Source organism: Microbulbifer sp. TB1203 (genome assembly GCF_030997045.1).
GTDB lineage: Bacteria > Pseudomonadota > Gammaproteobacteria > Pseudomonadales > Cellvibrionaceae > Microbulbifer.
Genome location: NZ_CP116899.1, coordinates 5,185,450 through 5,200,462 on the forward strand (window position 1 = coordinate 5,185,450; position 15,013 = coordinate 5,200,462).

The 15,013-nt window shown below is 62.8% G+C and carries 14 protein-coding genes; 5 read left to right on the top strand and 9 right to left on the bottom strand.

Features of this window, described 5'->3' with window-relative positions; genetic code table 11:
* Window positions 1–34: 34 nt before the first annotated feature.
* Complete coding sequence (gene dksA / locus PP263_RS21965) at window positions 35–472, bottom strand: RNA polymerase-binding protein DksA (RefSeq protein ID WP_183456181.1); 438 nt, start codon at window positions 470–472, stop codon at window positions 35–37.
* A 270-nt stretch (window positions 473–742) separates the two neighbouring features.
* Here dksA and sfsA point away from each other — a divergent pair, with 270 nt between their 5' ends.
* Window positions 743–1,441, top strand: a complete 699-nt coding sequence (sfsA, locus tag PP263_RS21970) for a DNA/RNA nuclease SfsA (RefSeq protein WP_308366216.1) — start codon at window positions 743–745, stop codon at window positions 1,439–1,441.
* A gap of 43 nt (window positions 1,442–1,484) precedes the next feature.
* Here the strand turns inward: sfsA and PP263_RS21975 are convergent, their stop codons facing one another.
* From PP263_RS21975 to PP263_RS21990, 4 genes are all read right to left on the bottom strand, one after another.
* Window positions 1,485–1,841, bottom strand: a complete 357-nt coding sequence (locus tag PP263_RS21975) for a Rieske (2Fe-2S) protein (protein ID WP_308366217.1) — start codon at window positions 1,839–1,841, stop codon at window positions 1,485–1,487.
* A 48-nt stretch (window positions 1,842–1,889) separates the two neighbouring features.
* Entirely contained in the window at window positions 1,890–2,942 is a 1,053-nt protein-coding gene (locus tag PP263_RS21980) for a trypsin-like peptidase domain-containing protein (RefSeq protein ID WP_308366218.1), read from the bottom strand.
* A 30-nt stretch (window positions 2,943–2,972) separates the two neighbouring features.
* Complete coding sequence (gene htpX / locus PP263_RS21985; protein ID WP_308366219.1) at window positions 2,973–3,848, bottom strand: protease HtpX; 876 nt, start codon at window positions 3,846–3,848, stop codon at window positions 2,973–2,975.
* A 67-nt stretch (window positions 3,849–3,915) separates the two neighbouring features.
* Entirely contained in the window at window positions 3,916–4,200 is a 285-nt protein-coding gene (locus PP263_RS21990) for a TfoX/Sxy family protein (RefSeq protein WP_308366220.1), read from the bottom strand.
* 269 nt (window positions 4,201–4,469) lie between these two features.
* Here PP263_RS21990 and PP263_RS21995 point away from each other — a divergent pair, with 269 nt between their 5' ends.
* The 3 genes from PP263_RS21995 (at window position 4,470) to PP263_RS22005 (ending at window position 6,758) form a co-directional block, all read left to right on the top strand.
* Window positions 4,470–5,189, top strand: coding sequence for a M15 family metallopeptidase (locus PP263_RS21995; RefSeq protein ID WP_308366221.1), 720 nt, complete (start codon window positions 4,470–4,472; stop codon window positions 5,187–5,189).
* Window positions 5,190–5,289: 100 nt separating this feature from the next.
* Entirely contained in the window at window positions 5,290–6,045 is a 756-nt protein-coding gene (cysE, locus tag PP263_RS22000; RefSeq protein WP_308368661.1) for a serine O-acetyltransferase, read from the top strand.
* 212 nt (window positions 6,046–6,257) lie between these two features.
* Window positions 6,258–6,758, top strand: a complete 501-nt coding sequence (locus PP263_RS22005; RefSeq protein ID WP_308366222.1) for a hypothetical protein — start codon at window positions 6,258–6,260, stop codon at window positions 6,756–6,758.
* 227 nt (window positions 6,759–6,985) lie between these two features.
* Here the strand turns inward: PP263_RS22005 and PP263_RS22010 are convergent, their stop codons facing one another.
* From PP263_RS22010 to PP263_RS22025, 4 genes are all read right to left on the bottom strand, one after another.
* Window positions 6,986–7,915, bottom strand: coding sequence for an ROK family protein (locus tag PP263_RS22010; protein ID WP_308366223.1), 930 nt, complete (start codon window positions 7,913–7,915; stop codon window positions 6,986–6,988).
* A 102-nt stretch (window positions 7,916–8,017) separates the two neighbouring features.
* The gene (locus tag PP263_RS22015) at window positions 8,018–10,459 is read right to left on the bottom strand and encodes a TonB-dependent receptor domain-containing protein (RefSeq protein ID WP_308366224.1); all 2,442 of its coding nucleotides are present in this window, start codon (window positions 10,457–10,459) and stop codon (window positions 8,018–8,020) included.
* Between the two features lie 147 nt (window positions 10,460–10,606).
* Window positions 10,607–11,587, bottom strand: a complete 981-nt coding sequence (locus tag PP263_RS22020) for a hypothetical protein (RefSeq protein ID WP_308366225.1) — start codon at window positions 11,585–11,587, stop codon at window positions 10,607–10,609.
* A 308-nt stretch (window positions 11,588–11,895) separates the two neighbouring features.
* Window positions 11,896–13,110: an ROK family transcriptional regulator gene (locus tag PP263_RS22025; protein ID WP_308366226.1), complete on the bottom strand. Its 1,215-nt coding sequence runs from the start codon at window positions 13,108–13,110 to the stop codon at window positions 11,896–11,898.
* Window positions 13,111–13,379: 269 nt separating this feature from the next.
* Between PP263_RS22025 and PP263_RS22030 the strand changes: the two genes are divergently transcribed.
* A complete protein-coding gene (locus PP263_RS22030) occupies window positions 13,380–14,975 on the top strand; it encodes a sodium:solute symporter (RefSeq protein WP_308366227.1) in 1,596 nt (531 codons plus the stop codon).
* The last annotated feature ends 38 nt before the right edge of the window (window positions 14,976–15,013 follow it).

Sequence of the window (15,013 nt, forward strand, 5' to 3'; positions counted from 1 at the left end):
TTTCTGCATCACAAGTTGTGCGTTGTAGGGGCGGTCAACCTGAGATCTGCTTTTCCTTGATTTCCGCCAGCGTCTTGCAGTCCACGCACAGGGTTGCGGTGGGGCGGGCCTCCAGGCGGCGGATGCCGATTTCCACGCCGCAGGCTTCGCAGTAGCCGTAGTCGTCCTGGTCGATCAACTCGATGGTGGCATCGATTTTCTTGATCAGCTTGCGCTCGCGGTCGCGGGTGCGCAGTTCCAGGCTGAACTCCTCTTCCTGGCTGGCGCGATCCGCCGGGTCCGGGAAGTTGGCTGCCTCGTCTTTCATATGGGAAACGGTGCGGTCCACTTCCGCCATCAGCTCGGCCTTCCAGGCCAACAGCAAGTTGCGGAAATGCTCCTGCTGCTTCTCATTCATATACTCTTCGCCCTTCTTCTCCTTATAGGGCTCAAAGCCGTGCAGAGAATCGGTGCTCGCAGCAGTTTTGGGCATAGTCGTTGCCTCTCGTTGTATACGGGCCCCCGGATATGGGGGCACCACCACCAAATTCAATCTAGCTTAGTCGGAATCTTCCCGGTTGGTGCTTTTTTGAGCGAAAGGCACCACCCTGGCGACCGAGAGCGAGGAAGCTATCAAATCTCTGCGGTTCGCGCCACAAAATGTTGTGCGGCGGATGCAGGAGCCCCACGGACAGCCGGGGTCGCCACACCGCAGCCGGGTGTAGTATTTTGTGGCGCCCAGATTGTCAGCAGGTACTCATCCGTGAAGTTTAATCCACCCTTGCAGCGGGGGACGCTGCTGCGCCGCTATAAGCGTTTCCTTGCTGATATCGAGACCGAAACCGGCGAATTGATGACCGTTCACTGCCCCAATACCGGTTCGATGAAAAACTGCTGGGCGGAAAATACTCCCTGCTGGTACTCGGACTCCGGTAATCTCAAGCGCAAGTACCGCCATACCCTGGAAATCACCACCACCCCCGAGGCGGCGCTGGCGGGGGTGAATACCGGGCGTGCCAACGGTCTGGTGGAGGAGGCGATTGGCGCGGGAATAGTTGCGGAGTTGCAGGGGTATGAAACCCTGCGCCGCGAGGTGCGCTACGGCAGCGAAAACAGCCGTATCGACCTGTTGCTGTCAGGGCCGGCCGGCGACTGCTATGTGGAAGTGAAGAATGTCACCCTCGCCGAGGGCGCTCGCGGGCTCTTCCCCGATGCGGTCAGCAGCCGCGGCGCCAAGCACCTGCGCGAACTGCAGGCGCTCGCCGGGAGCGGCGTGCGGGCGGTGCTCTTCTACTGCGTGCAGCACACCGGAATCGAAACGGTGGCGGCGGCGCGGGAGATAGATCCGGGCTATGCCGCCGCCCTGGATTCGGCGCTGGCGGCCGGGGTGGAGGTAATTGCCTACCGGGCGGGGGTCAGTGCCGATGAGATTGCCCTGCGCGAGGCGATTCCTTTTCGCTGAATCGCTTCAGTTGATAGGAGCGGCCGCTCCTACAGAGTAGTAATCAATCAGCCAATAATACGTACAGGCCTTCCTGAGAGTGCTCCACTGGCACCGGCATCAGCGCCTCGCCGGCGCAGGGGCCGGCGATACATTCGCCGGTCTCGATCAGGAACAGCGCGCCGTGGGAGGCGCACTGGATCAGCGCCCCCTCCGGGTCCAGGAACTGGTCCGGCTGCCAGTCCAGGTTGATCCCCTGGTGGGGGCAGCGGTTTCTGTAGGCATAGACCTCGCCATCCTTCATCACCGCGAACACATTGTCAGTGCCCGCGGCGCCCTGTTCAGATGAGGAGCCCACGGAAAACCCCTTGGATTGGCCCTCGGTCAGTTCATCGTAACGACAAAGAAAATGTTTCTGCATAACGGATTTTGACTCGCCGGGAACGCCGAGCCCCAGGCCCGCCGGTGATTATGGAGCCGCGAGTGTAACGGAAGTGCGATGCTCTTGCCCGTCGCGCAGGTAGCTCAGTTCCACCTCCTCGCCGACGCGGTGGTTTTCCAGCGCGTTCATCAGGTCGTCGTAGTTGCGCACCGGTTGCCGGCCCACCGCCACTATCACGTCCCCAAGTTGCCAACCGCCGCGGCTGGTGCGGTAGACGCCGCGCAGGCCCGCGCGCTCCGCCGGCATTCCCGGCGCGGTGCGCAGCACCGCCACGCCCTCGAAGCCGTAGCGGCTGGCCCACTGGTCCGGGGCCGATTCGATTCCCAGCACCGGGCGCACCAGGCGGCCGTGGGCGATCAGTTCCGGCACTATCTTCTTCACCGTATCCACCGGGATAGCGAAACCGATGCCCACACTGGCGCCGCTGGGGCTGTAAATGGCGGTGTTGACGCCGATCAGCCGGCCGCGGCTGTCCAGCAGTGGGCCGCCGGAGTTGCCCGGGTTGATCGCGGCGTCGGTCTGGATCACGTTGCGGATGGTGCGGTTGTTGGCGGCCTGTATCTCGCGCCCCAGGGCGCTGACCACGCCGGTGGTCAGGGTGGTGTCGAGCCCGAAGGGATTGCCGATCGCGAGCACTTTGCGGCCCACCGCCAGGTCGCCGGAGGTGCCCGCCACCAGCGGTGTGAGCAGCTCTTCCGGCGCTTCGATTTTCAATACCGCGAGGTCCTTTTCCGCTGCAGAGCCCACCAGCTCCGCCGGCCACTCGCTGCGGTCCTGCAGGGTGATGGTGACCTTGCGCGCGCCCTCGATCACGTGAAAGTTGGTGACCACGTGCCCCTGCTTGTCCCAGATAAAACCGCTGCCGGCGCCCTTGGGCACCGTGTGCAGGCGCAGCGTCCAGCGGTCGCGCACCAGGGTCTCGTTGGTGACGTAGACCACCGAGGGACTGGCGAAGTTGAACACCTGCATGGTGTTCCGCTCGTCGTCGGTGGAAAAGGTTGGCAGCGGGTTGGCGGATGCCGCCAGGGCCGCCAGCAACAGCAGCGGCCCGGCGGCCAGAAGGGAAAAGAATCGGTTCATGGCACTTGTGAGAGTCAGTTGATTCGGTGCCTATTTTTGCAGGGCCGCGATACGATCCTCAAGGGGGGGATGGCTGGCCATCAGCGCGCCCATGTTGCCGAAGATGCCGAAGGCCTTCATGTTGCTCGGCAGGGGCTGTTCGCGCCCCGCCTCCGCCTCTGTCTTCAGGTGCATCAGGGCAGAGATCATGGCCCCGCTGCTGGCCAACCCGGCGCCGGCGGCATCGGCGCGGTACTCCCGGCGGCGGCTGAACCAGGCTACGATCATCATCGCGAAGAAGCCGAACAGGATGTCCATGGCGATGGAGGTGACGAAGTAGCCGATGCCGAGGCCCTGTTCGTTCCTGAGCACCACCCGGTCGACGAAGAAGCCGACCAGGCGCGCGAGGAACATCACAAAGGTGTTCAGCACCCCCTGGATCAGCGCCAGGGTCACCATATCGCCGTTGGCAACGTGCCCGATCTCGTGGCCGATCACTGCGCGCGCCTCGTCGCGGTTGAAGCGCTGCAGCAGGCCGGCACTTACCGCCACCAGTGCGCTGTTGCGGTTCCATCCGGTGGCGAAGGCGTTGGCCTGGGGCATGGGAAATATCCCCACCTCCGGCATGCCGATGCCGGCCTTTTTCGACAGTTCGCGCACCGTGTCCACCAGCCACTGCTCGTCGGCGGTCTGCGGCTGTTCTATCACCCGGGTGCGGGTAGTGGCGCGGGCGATGGTTTTGGACAGCAGGAGAGAAATGAACGCGCCGCCGAAACCGAAGATGGCGCACAGCAATAACAGCCCGGGGAGGTTCAGGTCGACACCGTTGGCATCGAGGATGCCCTGTATTCCCAACAAGTTGAATATAATGCCAACCAGGGCCAGTACCGCCAGGTTGGTCAGAAGAAAGAGACCAATGCGCAACATCGGCGTTCTCCAAAACACTTCTTTAGGGAAAGTGTAGATAGGGCCGCCGGAAGTGTTTTCAACGGTCTTATTCGGTGCCCTGTGAGGACAGCAGGCGGTCCGCTTCGCTGGCCAGGCGCGCCTTCAGGTCCGGGTCCAGCTCGTTCCAGTGCACGTCCAGCAGCGCCCCCTGGAGAGCGTAGAGCAGTACGCGGGAGACGTTGATGCCGCGGTTGCGGATACTGATAAAGGCTCCCACCGGGCCGACCCTGCGCAGGTCCTCGCAGGAGCGGATACCGATGGAGTGGAGGATATTGACAGAGGCGAGGCCCAGGTTCTTCAGTTGTAACAGCTCTGATTGACTCGGGTGCATGCAGTTGATCCCTAACTGGTTGTACTTCCGTTTCGCCCGGCAGGTCCCGCAGCCGCGCCGGGCAACATAGCACAAAACGACCGAAGGCCAAATCGGGGCCTGTTGACACTGAATCGCGGCTATCGAATTCAGTGCCAACAGGCCCCGATGTTGGCGATTATTGGGTCTTTGGGAATCCGTCGATCCCCAATGATATGGTTGTATGCGTGGGATGTATCTAATGTAGTCGGGTTTGGCACCTTTGCCCGTGGACAACCGAGGAGAATGACATGCTGGAGGCGCCATTGCAGCAAATGCTTTTTGGCTTGGGCGACGAACACGTCATCCTCGAGCCGCGCTCCGGACAGCTGCTGCACCCGGAGGCAATGGTGGCGTTCGAACGGCTGAGCGCGGATGCGCAGATGGCGGGTTTCGATCCCCGGGTGGTTTCCGGTTTCCGCAGTTTCGAGCGCCAGCGCACCATTTGGAACAACAAGGTAGCGGGCAGCAGACCGGTACTCGACAGCGCCGGCGAGCCACTGGATATGGCGCAGCTGTCGCCAGAGCAGGCCGCCTTCGCTATATTGCGCTGGTCGGCGCTGCCGGGCGCCTCCCGCCATCACTGGGGCACCGATTTCGATGTGGTGGACGCGGCGGCGATGCCCGCGGACTACCGCCTGCAGCTGAGCCCGCAGGAGGTCGCCGACAATGGCATCTTCGGCCCTTTCCACCGCTGGTTGGACGCGCAGATCGTCGCCGGTCGCAGCTACGGGCTGTTCCGCCCCTACGCCGAAGACCGCGGCGGCGTGGCCCCGGAGCGCTGGCACCTGAGCTACGCACCCCGCGCCCGCGAACTGCAGCGGCTGCTGACACCGGAGCTGCTGCGGGCGCAGTTGCAAAGTTGTGAGCTGGCGCTGGGCGATGTGGTATGCGGCAATATAGAGTCCATATTCCAGCGGTTTATATGGGTGCCGGAGGAGTGTTATCCCGACAACTTTGATTTCCCATGAATTTGTAGGAGCGGGGGGCGGCCATCCGCTCCTACAACCAAGACTGAAGAGGACAGTGGCTATCAACGGCGATATAGAAAAGCGGGATATCTGGAGCGCGATGCGCGCCGAGGCCACCGCCGCGGCGGCAGACGAACCGGTATTGGCCAGCTATTTTCACAACACGGTGCTGCGCCATAAATCCCTCGACAGGGCACTCGCCTATCAACTGGCCTCGGTGTTGAACCACAGCGCGCTCACCGCCACCGCGCTGCAGGAAGTCATCTCCGCAGCGCTGGCGGACGACCCGCAGATTTCCCGCGCCATGCGCGCGGATATTTGCGCCTGGTACGATCGCGATCCCGCCTGCGACCAGTACCTGACCCCCTTCCTGTACTTCAAGGGCTTCCACGCGTTGCAGTCGCATCGGGTGGCGCACTGGTTGTGGCGGCAGGGGCGGCATACCCTGGCGCTGTATTTTCAGAGCCGGGTGTCGGAGCAGTTCGCGGTGGATATCCACCCGGCGGCGCGCTTCGGCAGCGGCATTATGATCGACCACGCCACCGGCCTGGTGGTGGGGGAGACCAGCGTGGTGGAGGACGACGTATCCATGCTGCACTCGGTCACCCTGGGTGGCAGTGGCAGTGGCGGCGGCGACCGCCACCCGAAAATCGGCCGCGGGGTGATGATCGGCGCCGGGGCCAAGATCCTCGGCCCGGTGAGAATCGGCGAGGGCGTGAAGATTGCGGCCGGCAGCCTGGTACTGCGCGATGTTCCTCCACACAGAACCGTGGCCGGCGTACCTGCCCGAGTCGTCGGTCGCGCCGGGGAGAAGCCGGCCTATACCATGGACCAGACCCTGGACTCAGACGGTTAATTACTTGAGTACTCGAGTTTCGAGTTCAGTTCCGGGAGCCGGGACGGGGTGCGCCTTTCTGGGACACGCCGTAAATACGTCCCTGTAGGCTTGTCTGCGAGGTCCCTCTCGCAGACAGTCCCAGAAAGGCGCACCCCGCCCCGGCTTTTGCCATCGGCAGGCGCCTCGAACTCCGAAACTTGAGTTGAGAACAACAAAAAAGAGGTAAGCCCATGTCGCAACCTAAATACAGCCTGGTTTTCCGCGGCGACCTGATGCCCGGATACACCGCCGCCGACGTCAAGGCCAACATGGCGCGCCTGTTCAAGGCGGGCCCGGAAACCATCGAGAAACTGTTCAGCGGCCGCCCGCTGGCGATCAAAAAAGGGCTGGGCAAAGCGCAGGCGGAACAGCTGCAGGCGACCCTGGCCAAACTGGGCGCCCAGTCCAGCTTAAAGGCCGAGGGCGAGCCGGCAGCTCCGGCCCCACCACCATCGCCTGCACCGCAGGTGACAGAATCCCGGACGCCCCCGCCCCCCACGCAATCCGATTGGAGCCTGGCGCCGATGGAGGGCAACCTGATCAAGGAGCACGAGCGGGCCGGAAAGAAGGCGGTGCAGGTGGACGTGGCCCACCTGAGCCTGAAACCGGCCGAAGGAAATCTGGTGGAGGAGAGCGAGCGTTCGTCCAGGCAGCCGGTATCGGTGCAGGTGCCGGATTGGCAGTTGGACTAAACCTCAATGGCACTAAGGTAAGGCGCAGGACAATTTTTGTAGGATGGGCAAAGTGTAGCGTGCCCATCAGGGCCTGGAAGATGGGCACGTCGCTGCGCCCCGTTAACTCGCGCCATCCATGGCGCTCGCCCGCTTGGCGGGCGCCTGTGGCGTCCACATCGGCAATCCTGCCGATTTGTGGCCATCCTACAAGGAAGTGGTTTCACCGTTACCGTGGACAGCCTTCGCTACGCGGCCGGCGGATTCCCATGGAGCTGCTGTTGTGCCAACAGGAGAGCGCCCAACTGACCGGATTCGCCGCCCAGTGCCGGGGGAACGATATAGGAATCCGGATGCGCCAGCGCCGGGGCTGGCCCGTAGCCATTCAGCAACTGTTGCACGCGCTCGCGGATCAGCGGGAACAAAAAGGAATTTTGCATCACGCCGCCGCCGAGAATAATCCGCTCCGGCGCATGGCAATAGGTCAGGTTGACGCACATCTGGGCCAGGTAATCCGCCTGCAGTTCCCAGGCCGGGTGGGACGGCGGCAGCTCGGCGCCGGAGCGCTGCCAGCGCTGCTCCAGGGCGGGGCCGCAGGCCAGCCCCTCCAGGCAGTCGCCGTGGAACGGACAGCAACCGGGGAAGGGGTCCCGCTCTCCATTGCGGGACATGCGCATATGTCCTATTTCGGTATGCGTGAAGCCGTTGACCAGTTGCCCGCCCATCACAATGCCGGCACCGATACCGGTACCCACGGTGACATAAATAAAATTGTCGATGCCCTGCGCCGCCCCTAGGTGCTGTTCCGCCAGCGCGGCGCCGTTGACGTCGGTATCCAGGCGCACCGGAACATCCAACTTTTCGCGAAACCAGTCCAACAGATGGACCTGCACCCAGTCGAACTTGGGCGTTTTCAGGATACGGCCGTAGTCGGGCGAGGCCGGATTGTTATCCACCGGCCCGAAGCTGGCGATCCCCATTGCGCCCAAGGGGCCGCGCGCCGCGCGCGCGTCGTGAAAAAATGCCAGCACTTCCTCCAGGGTGCGTTGCGGTTTTCCGGTGGAAATGCGGGCGGACGCGAGAATCGTGTGAGGGTCGCGGGCCACCACGCAGTTGAAGTTGGTTCCGCCCGCTTCCAGGCCGGCCAGCAGCGGTGCATTTTGAGCAACCTGTAACATGGTGAAAAAGACCCCGAAAATCCTGTTGAGAGTATATGGTGGAAAAAAACCGGGCACTTGGGGTGTGCCCGGACCAAGCGGTGGTATCAAACAGAGACAAACTCAGAATTCATACTTGAACGTCACCGAACTGGTGCGGCCGTTGATGGAGCGGGCGCGGATAATACCGTTCTCGGTCATCGAGCCCTCTTCCGCCTCGGTGAGCCCCTCCTCGTCGAAAAGGTTGTTCACGTTCAGGCTGACGGAAACCGCGGGGGTGATGAAATAATTGGCGAACAGGTTGGCCTGGGTATAGGCATCGAATTTCAGGTCGTTATTGTCCTGCGCATAGGCGTCGCTGGTGCCGATGATATTTACCCCCACACTGTAGCGGTCGGTGGTGTAGGACGGCGTCAGCGCGTAGATCCAGTCCGCCTGGCGGCGTGGGGTGTTGCCCACCAGCGACGGGTTCAGCTTGTCGCTGGCGATCTCGGCGTCGGTCCAGGTCACGCTGCCGGAGAGGTTGAAATCGCCCATTTGATAGGAGCCTTCGAACTCCACGCCCTGCGCCTTGTAGTCGCGATCGAAGAACGTCTGGGTTGTGGCCTCGAAATTCTGCTCCTCGGTTTCCGCGTAGAAGGCGGTTACGAACAGGCCCAGGTTGTCGCGCCGGTATTTCACCCCGGTCTCCACCTGGTCCACTTCGTCCACCGCGGCGTCGTCGTCCAGGAGGCCGCCGTCGGGCAGCACGTTGGGGCCGAACAGCAGGCGGTCGGCGTTGGCGCGGCCGCCGTGGCTGAGGCGCCCGAACACAGCCAGGTCCTCTGTGAGCAGATAGTTGGCGCCGACGGAGTAGGAGGTGTAGCTCCAGTCGTAGTCCACCGGCAGGGCGTTTTCGTTGTCCACGAAAGACACGCTCTGTTCCGGCACCGAGATTGTGCCGTCGCCGTTCACGTCCACATCGACCATTTGCACGGTGCCGGCGTAGGAGCCGTTGGCGCTGCCGCTGTCGTGTCGCAGGCTGGCGTCCAGGGTGAGGTCGCCCAGCAGCCACTCGAGGGAGACGTAGGGCGCGCGGATATCGTATTCGGTGTCGTAATTGCGCGTGCAGCAATTGCCCCAGAAGGGCACCCCGTAGGCGAGCAGGCCGTTATCGGTTTGCAGATTGCCGTCGGCGTCCGCTACGTCCAGCAGAGCCGCCTTGTCACCTTTGACCTCCATCAGGTAGGAGTTCCACAGCCAGGACATGTCGATGGTCTGGGAGGCCGCGTAATAGCCGAAGGTCAGGGTGGCGCTGTCGAAGGATTTGCTGATCTTGAGATCGTTGGTGTAGCTGCCGAAGTCGTTGAACTCGACATCGAACAGGTGCATGCGCATCGCCAGGCCGTTGCCGTTGAGGGCGCCGGGATCGGCAATTGCGGTGCCGGCCTGGGAGCCGTTGGCGTAAACCAGGCTGGCGCCGGCCCCGCCGATGGATTCGGCGATGCCCTGGGCGTCGCCGATCTCCGCCGGGAAGGGGGTGTTGAAGCCGCCGTCCACAAAGGCCTTGCGGAAGCGGTCGGTCACCGTCCAGCTGTCCCCCAGGTCGAAGGACAGTTCAGTACCCACGGCGGTGTAGACGGGGTGCATGCCGTCAGTGATATCACTGCGGCGGGTGTTGCCGTCGTCGCCGATGCCGAGATTGGTTTTCAGCAGCGGCGTCTGCAATGTGTCCTCGAGGATGTCGTAGCCGGTGATGGAGCCGCCGCCGGCCCTGGCGGGCATGGGCATGTAGCTGACGGCCTTGTCGTCCAGGTGCTTGAAGTAGACCCGCGCGTAACCGTTGTCGAATTCGCGGGTCAGGTTGGCCTTGATCTGGCCGCCGGAGTTGCCGGTGTAGCCGGCGTCGCGGGGGCCGTCGCCCTCGCGGTAGAAGCCGCCGACGTGATAGCGCCAGCCATCCGCCAGGGGGCCGCCGTATTCGAAGTCGGTGCGCACGCTGTCGTAATCCAGACCGACGGTGGCGCTGGCGCTGCCGATGGCCTCCTCGCCGGTCTTGCTGATCACGTTGATCACGCCGCCCGGTGAGTTGGAGGCAAAAGTGGAGGCGGAGCCGCCGCGGATGGATTCCACCCGGCCGACAGTGGAGTCGAGACGCAGAAAGATATCGGCGTTGCCGAAGGCGATATCGCCAAACTGCATCACCGGCAGACCGTCCTCCTGCAGCTGCAGAAACTTGGCGCCGCCGGAGGCCACCGGCAGGCCGCGCACGGCGATGTTGGCATTGCCCTCGCCACCGGACGCCTCGGCGCGAATACCGGGGATATTGCGGAAAGCCTCGGCGGTGGAGCGGGGCGCATAGTTGGCCAGGTCGTCGGTATTCATTGAGCTGACCGAGGTGCTGGACTCCATCTTGGACACGGGCCGGGGACTGGCGGTGACCATCACCTCTTCCAGTTCCAGCAGGTCATCGGCCAGGGCCGGCTGCACGAGGGCACCGGCGACGGCCAGGGCCAGCAGGCGGGGGGCAAAAGGATTGCGGGCGCGGGAGTTTCCTCCCCGGCGAACTGTTTCTTGTTCTCTCATCGTTATTCTCCTCAAGGATCTCTTTATCGTTGTAAATCCTTGCCCGCGCGGGTGGCGGACGGACCGGTGGTGTGCCGGTTTTATTAATTAAATCACTGTTATTTAATAAGTGCAATACACTAGATTGCTTGAACCCAAGAGCAGAAGTTAGTCGCCGGCCACAGACAGTTGGCCGTCCGCCCCCTGCGCGATCGGCAGCGGGTCGCTGACCCCGCCCACGAACTGCCCTTCGCCGTCGAGGTTCCGAAACGCCATCAAGTACCAGTTCCCATCCGGCCCCTCGACCACCCGGCCGGCGTAGAGACTGCCCCGGGCATCCGCGCCGAGGAATCCCGAGCCCTCGGTGTGGAAGGGGCCCAGGGGGCCGTCGCCGGGGAAGTACTTCAGTCCGGTCAGCGGGGTGACGCCCTCTGCCAGGTGCGCCCGGCTGTGGTATTTCACCGAGACCGAGCAGAACAGATAGTGACGGCCGCCGATGCAGGCCACCTGCGGCACTTCCATCTCGCCGTACCAGCCGGGCGCGAACAGCGGCGGCCCCGCCTGCCAGTGGATCAGGTCGGTGGAACTGGCGTAGCCCACGGCGCCGCGCCCGTCCGGCGCGCCGGTATTGGCGCGGCAGGTAAGCAGCATGTGATAGAGCTCGCGATTGGCGTCCTTGAACACCCAGGGATCGCGCCAGGACTGGTCGTGCCAGTGATCCAGGTTGAGGGTGTCGTACCAGCGCGGGTCGGTTTCCAGCACCGGGCTGGCCGGGTGCTTATGCCAGTGCATCAGGTCGTCCGAGGTGGCGAGGCAGACCCGCTGGATCAATCCCTTCTCCGATTGGCGGGTGCCGGTGTAAAACATAAGCCAGCGGTCGCCGTCGCGGATAACACTGCCGGTCCAGGTGGTTAGGGAATCGGCGGGCTCTTCCGGCTGGAACTCGGGGGAGGAGGGGGCGAGGGCATCGGGCAGGGGCGTCCAGTGGCGCAGGTCCTGTGATATCGCATGACCGACATTGACGTTCCAGTGCCGCAATTCAGGGTCGCCGAGAGCGCGGTCCGCCTGCAGGTAAAACAGGTGATAGTCCTCCCCGTCTTTTGCGAACCAGAAATCCCAGATCCACTTGTCTTTCAGATCGAGCGCCATTGCATTTTCCTCGGGTAACTACTCCCCCTCGCCGGAGAGGGGCTGGTGGCGGCCCTGCTACCGGGGGAAGTTTGCGGGACACGCTGTGAATACTTCCCTGTACGCTCGTAATCGACATCCCTGTCTCATACGGTCCCGCAAACTTCCCCCGGCATCAGGTCCTTCGCATCTAACTTCGGTATTCTTTTCGTGGCGGAGGAGTAGGTAGTTTCTTCCTCAGTTTGTAGGATGGGCAAAGCGGAGCGTGCCCATCAAGGCCGTGGGCACGTCGCTGCGCTCCTTGCCCATCCTACGAGGGAGAGGGGCTCTTACACCGACACGCGCTCCGGCACCCCGCCTTTTAACAGCACCGTCTTATCCGGTGCGAAATTCGAATAGAAGGGCAGTATGGCGCCGCCCACTGCTACGGCGTCCGCCCCCAGGGCCCCGGCGCGGATCACCGGCACGAACAGGTCCGCCTGGGCCGCCTGGCGCATACGGCGCGACACCATGCCCACCAGTTCGTCCAGCAGGTAACGCGGCAGCACCGCGTCGATCACAATGGCCTGCAAATCCAGGATGCCCACCGCCGACAAGAGCGCGAACACCAGCGCATCGGCGCAGTCTTCCATCCACTCCTGCACCAGGGGGCGGGCGGTATCCATTACCGTTTCCAGGTCCGACACAAAGGCCAGGTCGATACCGTGGGCGTTCAGGTGCCGGCGCAGGCCGAACAATGACGCGCGGTTGTAGAGCGCATCGAAAGGACCGGCCGGCGCCGGTACTGAATCCAGACCGGATCGGGGCACCGGCATGGAGGCCAGGGCGCCGGCGTTGCCGTGCACGCCCGGCTCCAGGTTGCCGTTTAGTATCAGTCCGCCGCCGATAAAGGTCCCCAGGTAGACGTAGAGGAAATTGTCCTCCCCGTCGCCGAACTGCTGTTCGGCCGCCGCCGCCGCCGAGCAGTCGTTCTCGAAAAATACCGGAAGGCTGGTGCGCGCCTGCAGTTCTTCGGCGAAGTTGACTTCCTCCCACTCGCGCACCCGTTCGGGACTTATTTCCAGCTCGCGGCTCCAGGCCCCCATAAACCAGGGCATGGCCACGCCGACCCCCATCAGCTTGCGGGTCTCCTGAGGGCTGAGCTTCGCGACCAGTTCCGCCATTCCGCTTTCGATGTGTTCGAGGACAAACGCCGGCCCCGGCATCTCCCGCTCATATTCCAGCTTGTGCAGTATCCGCCCGCCGAAATCCATCAACAGCACCTCGACGCCGCGCCGCCCCACTTTGACTCCGATGGCGTAGGCACCGCGCGGGTTGAGGGCGTAGAGTGTGGAGGGCTGGCCCTTGCCGCCCAGGCGGCGGCCTTCCCGCAGCACCAGTCCGGTCTCTTCCAGGTCGTCGACGATCCTCGTCACCGCCTGGGCGGTCAGGTTGGCCGACCTGGCCAGGTCCGATTTGGACGCCGTCCCCCGCTGCCGCAACGCGGCCAGCAACACCCTTTCGTTATAGCGGCGCAAACCGCTGGAATTGCTTCCCCTGCTCATGCTTCAGTCTCCCGGTCGCTCTGGCCGTGGTGCGCACAAAAATTCAGTTTAAGGGTGGATTGGAGAGCTTTCAATTGGTTTAATCCGGGGCGTTTCGCAATGTAACTCTTTGTTATTGGGGGAATTTTTCGCCCTCTCCGGAATTCATTGATTTATTAAACCACTGTGAATTATTATTGTAAAATAAAATCGATGACGCGGTGGCCAATGGCCGGTCGCACAGTGGAATAACCATAAGAAACCATGAAACCATAAGAAGAGTTGACGAGATGATTGAGAGTACCGCGGACCTGGGCCTGCACGGCATTGACCTCACCATCGTCGGTGTATACTTCGTTGCCACCATTGCCATCGGTCTCTACCTGAGCCGTAAACACGACAACGCCGAGGACTATTTCCTCGCCGGCCGCGCCATGCTGTGGCCGTTTATCGGCCTGTCCCTGTTCGCCTCCAATATCTCCAGTACCACGCTGATCGGCCTGGCGGGCGATGCCTACAGCAGCGGCATCGCGGTCTACAACTACGAGTGGATGGCTGCGGTGGTGCTGGTGTTTTTCGCGGTGTTCTTCCTGCCGGTGATCCTGCGCACCGGCCTCTACACCATGCCGGAAATGCTCGAGCGGCGCTTCGATTACCGCGCGCGGCGCTACTTTTCCGTGCTGACGATCTTTCTCAATATTGTCGTGGACACCGCCGGCAGCCTCTACGCCGGCGCGCTGGTGCTGAAACTGATCTTCCCGGATTTCCCCATCTGGCAGATGGTCGCCCTGTTGGCGATAGTCGCGGGTATTTACACCATCAGCGGCGGGCTTGCGGCGGTGATGTACACCGATACCATCCAGGCGGTGCTGCTGGTGGTCGGGTCGGTGGTGATTACCATTTTTGCGCTGGACAAGGCCGGCGGCTGGGAGAATGTGCTGGCCCAGGTCTCGGCCGACAAACTCAGCCTGGTCCGCCCGGCGGACGACCCCGGGGTGCCCTGGCCGGGGCTGGTCACCGGTGTGGCGCTGCTGGGCTTTTACTTCTGGTGCACCAATCAGTTTATGGTGCAGCGGGTGCTCTCGGCGAAAAACCTGGACCACGGCCGCTGGGGCGTGCTCTTCGCCGGCCTGCTGAAGCTGCCGGTACTGTTTATCATGGTACTGCCGGGCACCTTTGCCATTCTTCTCTATCCGGATCTGCCCCGGGCGGATCTGGTCTATCCCACGCTGATGTTCGACCTGCTGCCGGTGGGGCTGCTGGGGCTGGTGCTGGCCGGTTTTATCGCCGCGCTGATGTCGCAGATCGACTCCACCCTCAACTCGGCCTCAACGCTGATCACCATGGATTTCGTCAAGCCGCTCCGTCCGTCGCTCACCGCACACCAACTGATGCGCGTGGGCCAGGTGGTGACCTTTATTTTCATGGTATTGGCGGTGGCCTGGGCGCCCCAGATCGAAAACTTCGGCTCGCTGTTCAAGTACCTGCAGAAAATACTCTCCTACGCCGTGCCGCCGGTGCTGGCGCTGTTCCTGGTGGGTTTTTTCTGGCGCGGTGCCAATGCGCATGGGGCGATAGTGACCCTGGTGGTGGGAACCCTTGCGGGTATCGGCCTGTTCCTGGCCAATGAGGTGTGGGACTTGTTCAACCTGCATTTCCTGTATGTGGCGCCAACTCTGTTTGTGTTCTGCGTCCTGGTGCTGGTGGTGGCGAGCAGGTTGAGTCCGCAGGTGCCGTCCGAGAGCGCGCTGGTGTTTACCTGGAAGCCGGAGAGTTTCGCCGAGGAGACCCGCGCGCTGGAGGGGCAGCCGGTGTGGAAAAACTATCGGGTGTTGTCGGTGCTGCTGTTGGCGCTGACCGCGGGGATTGTCGGTGCCTTTTGGTAAACCTCTGTTGAGTCGTCATACCGGCGCAGGCCGGTATC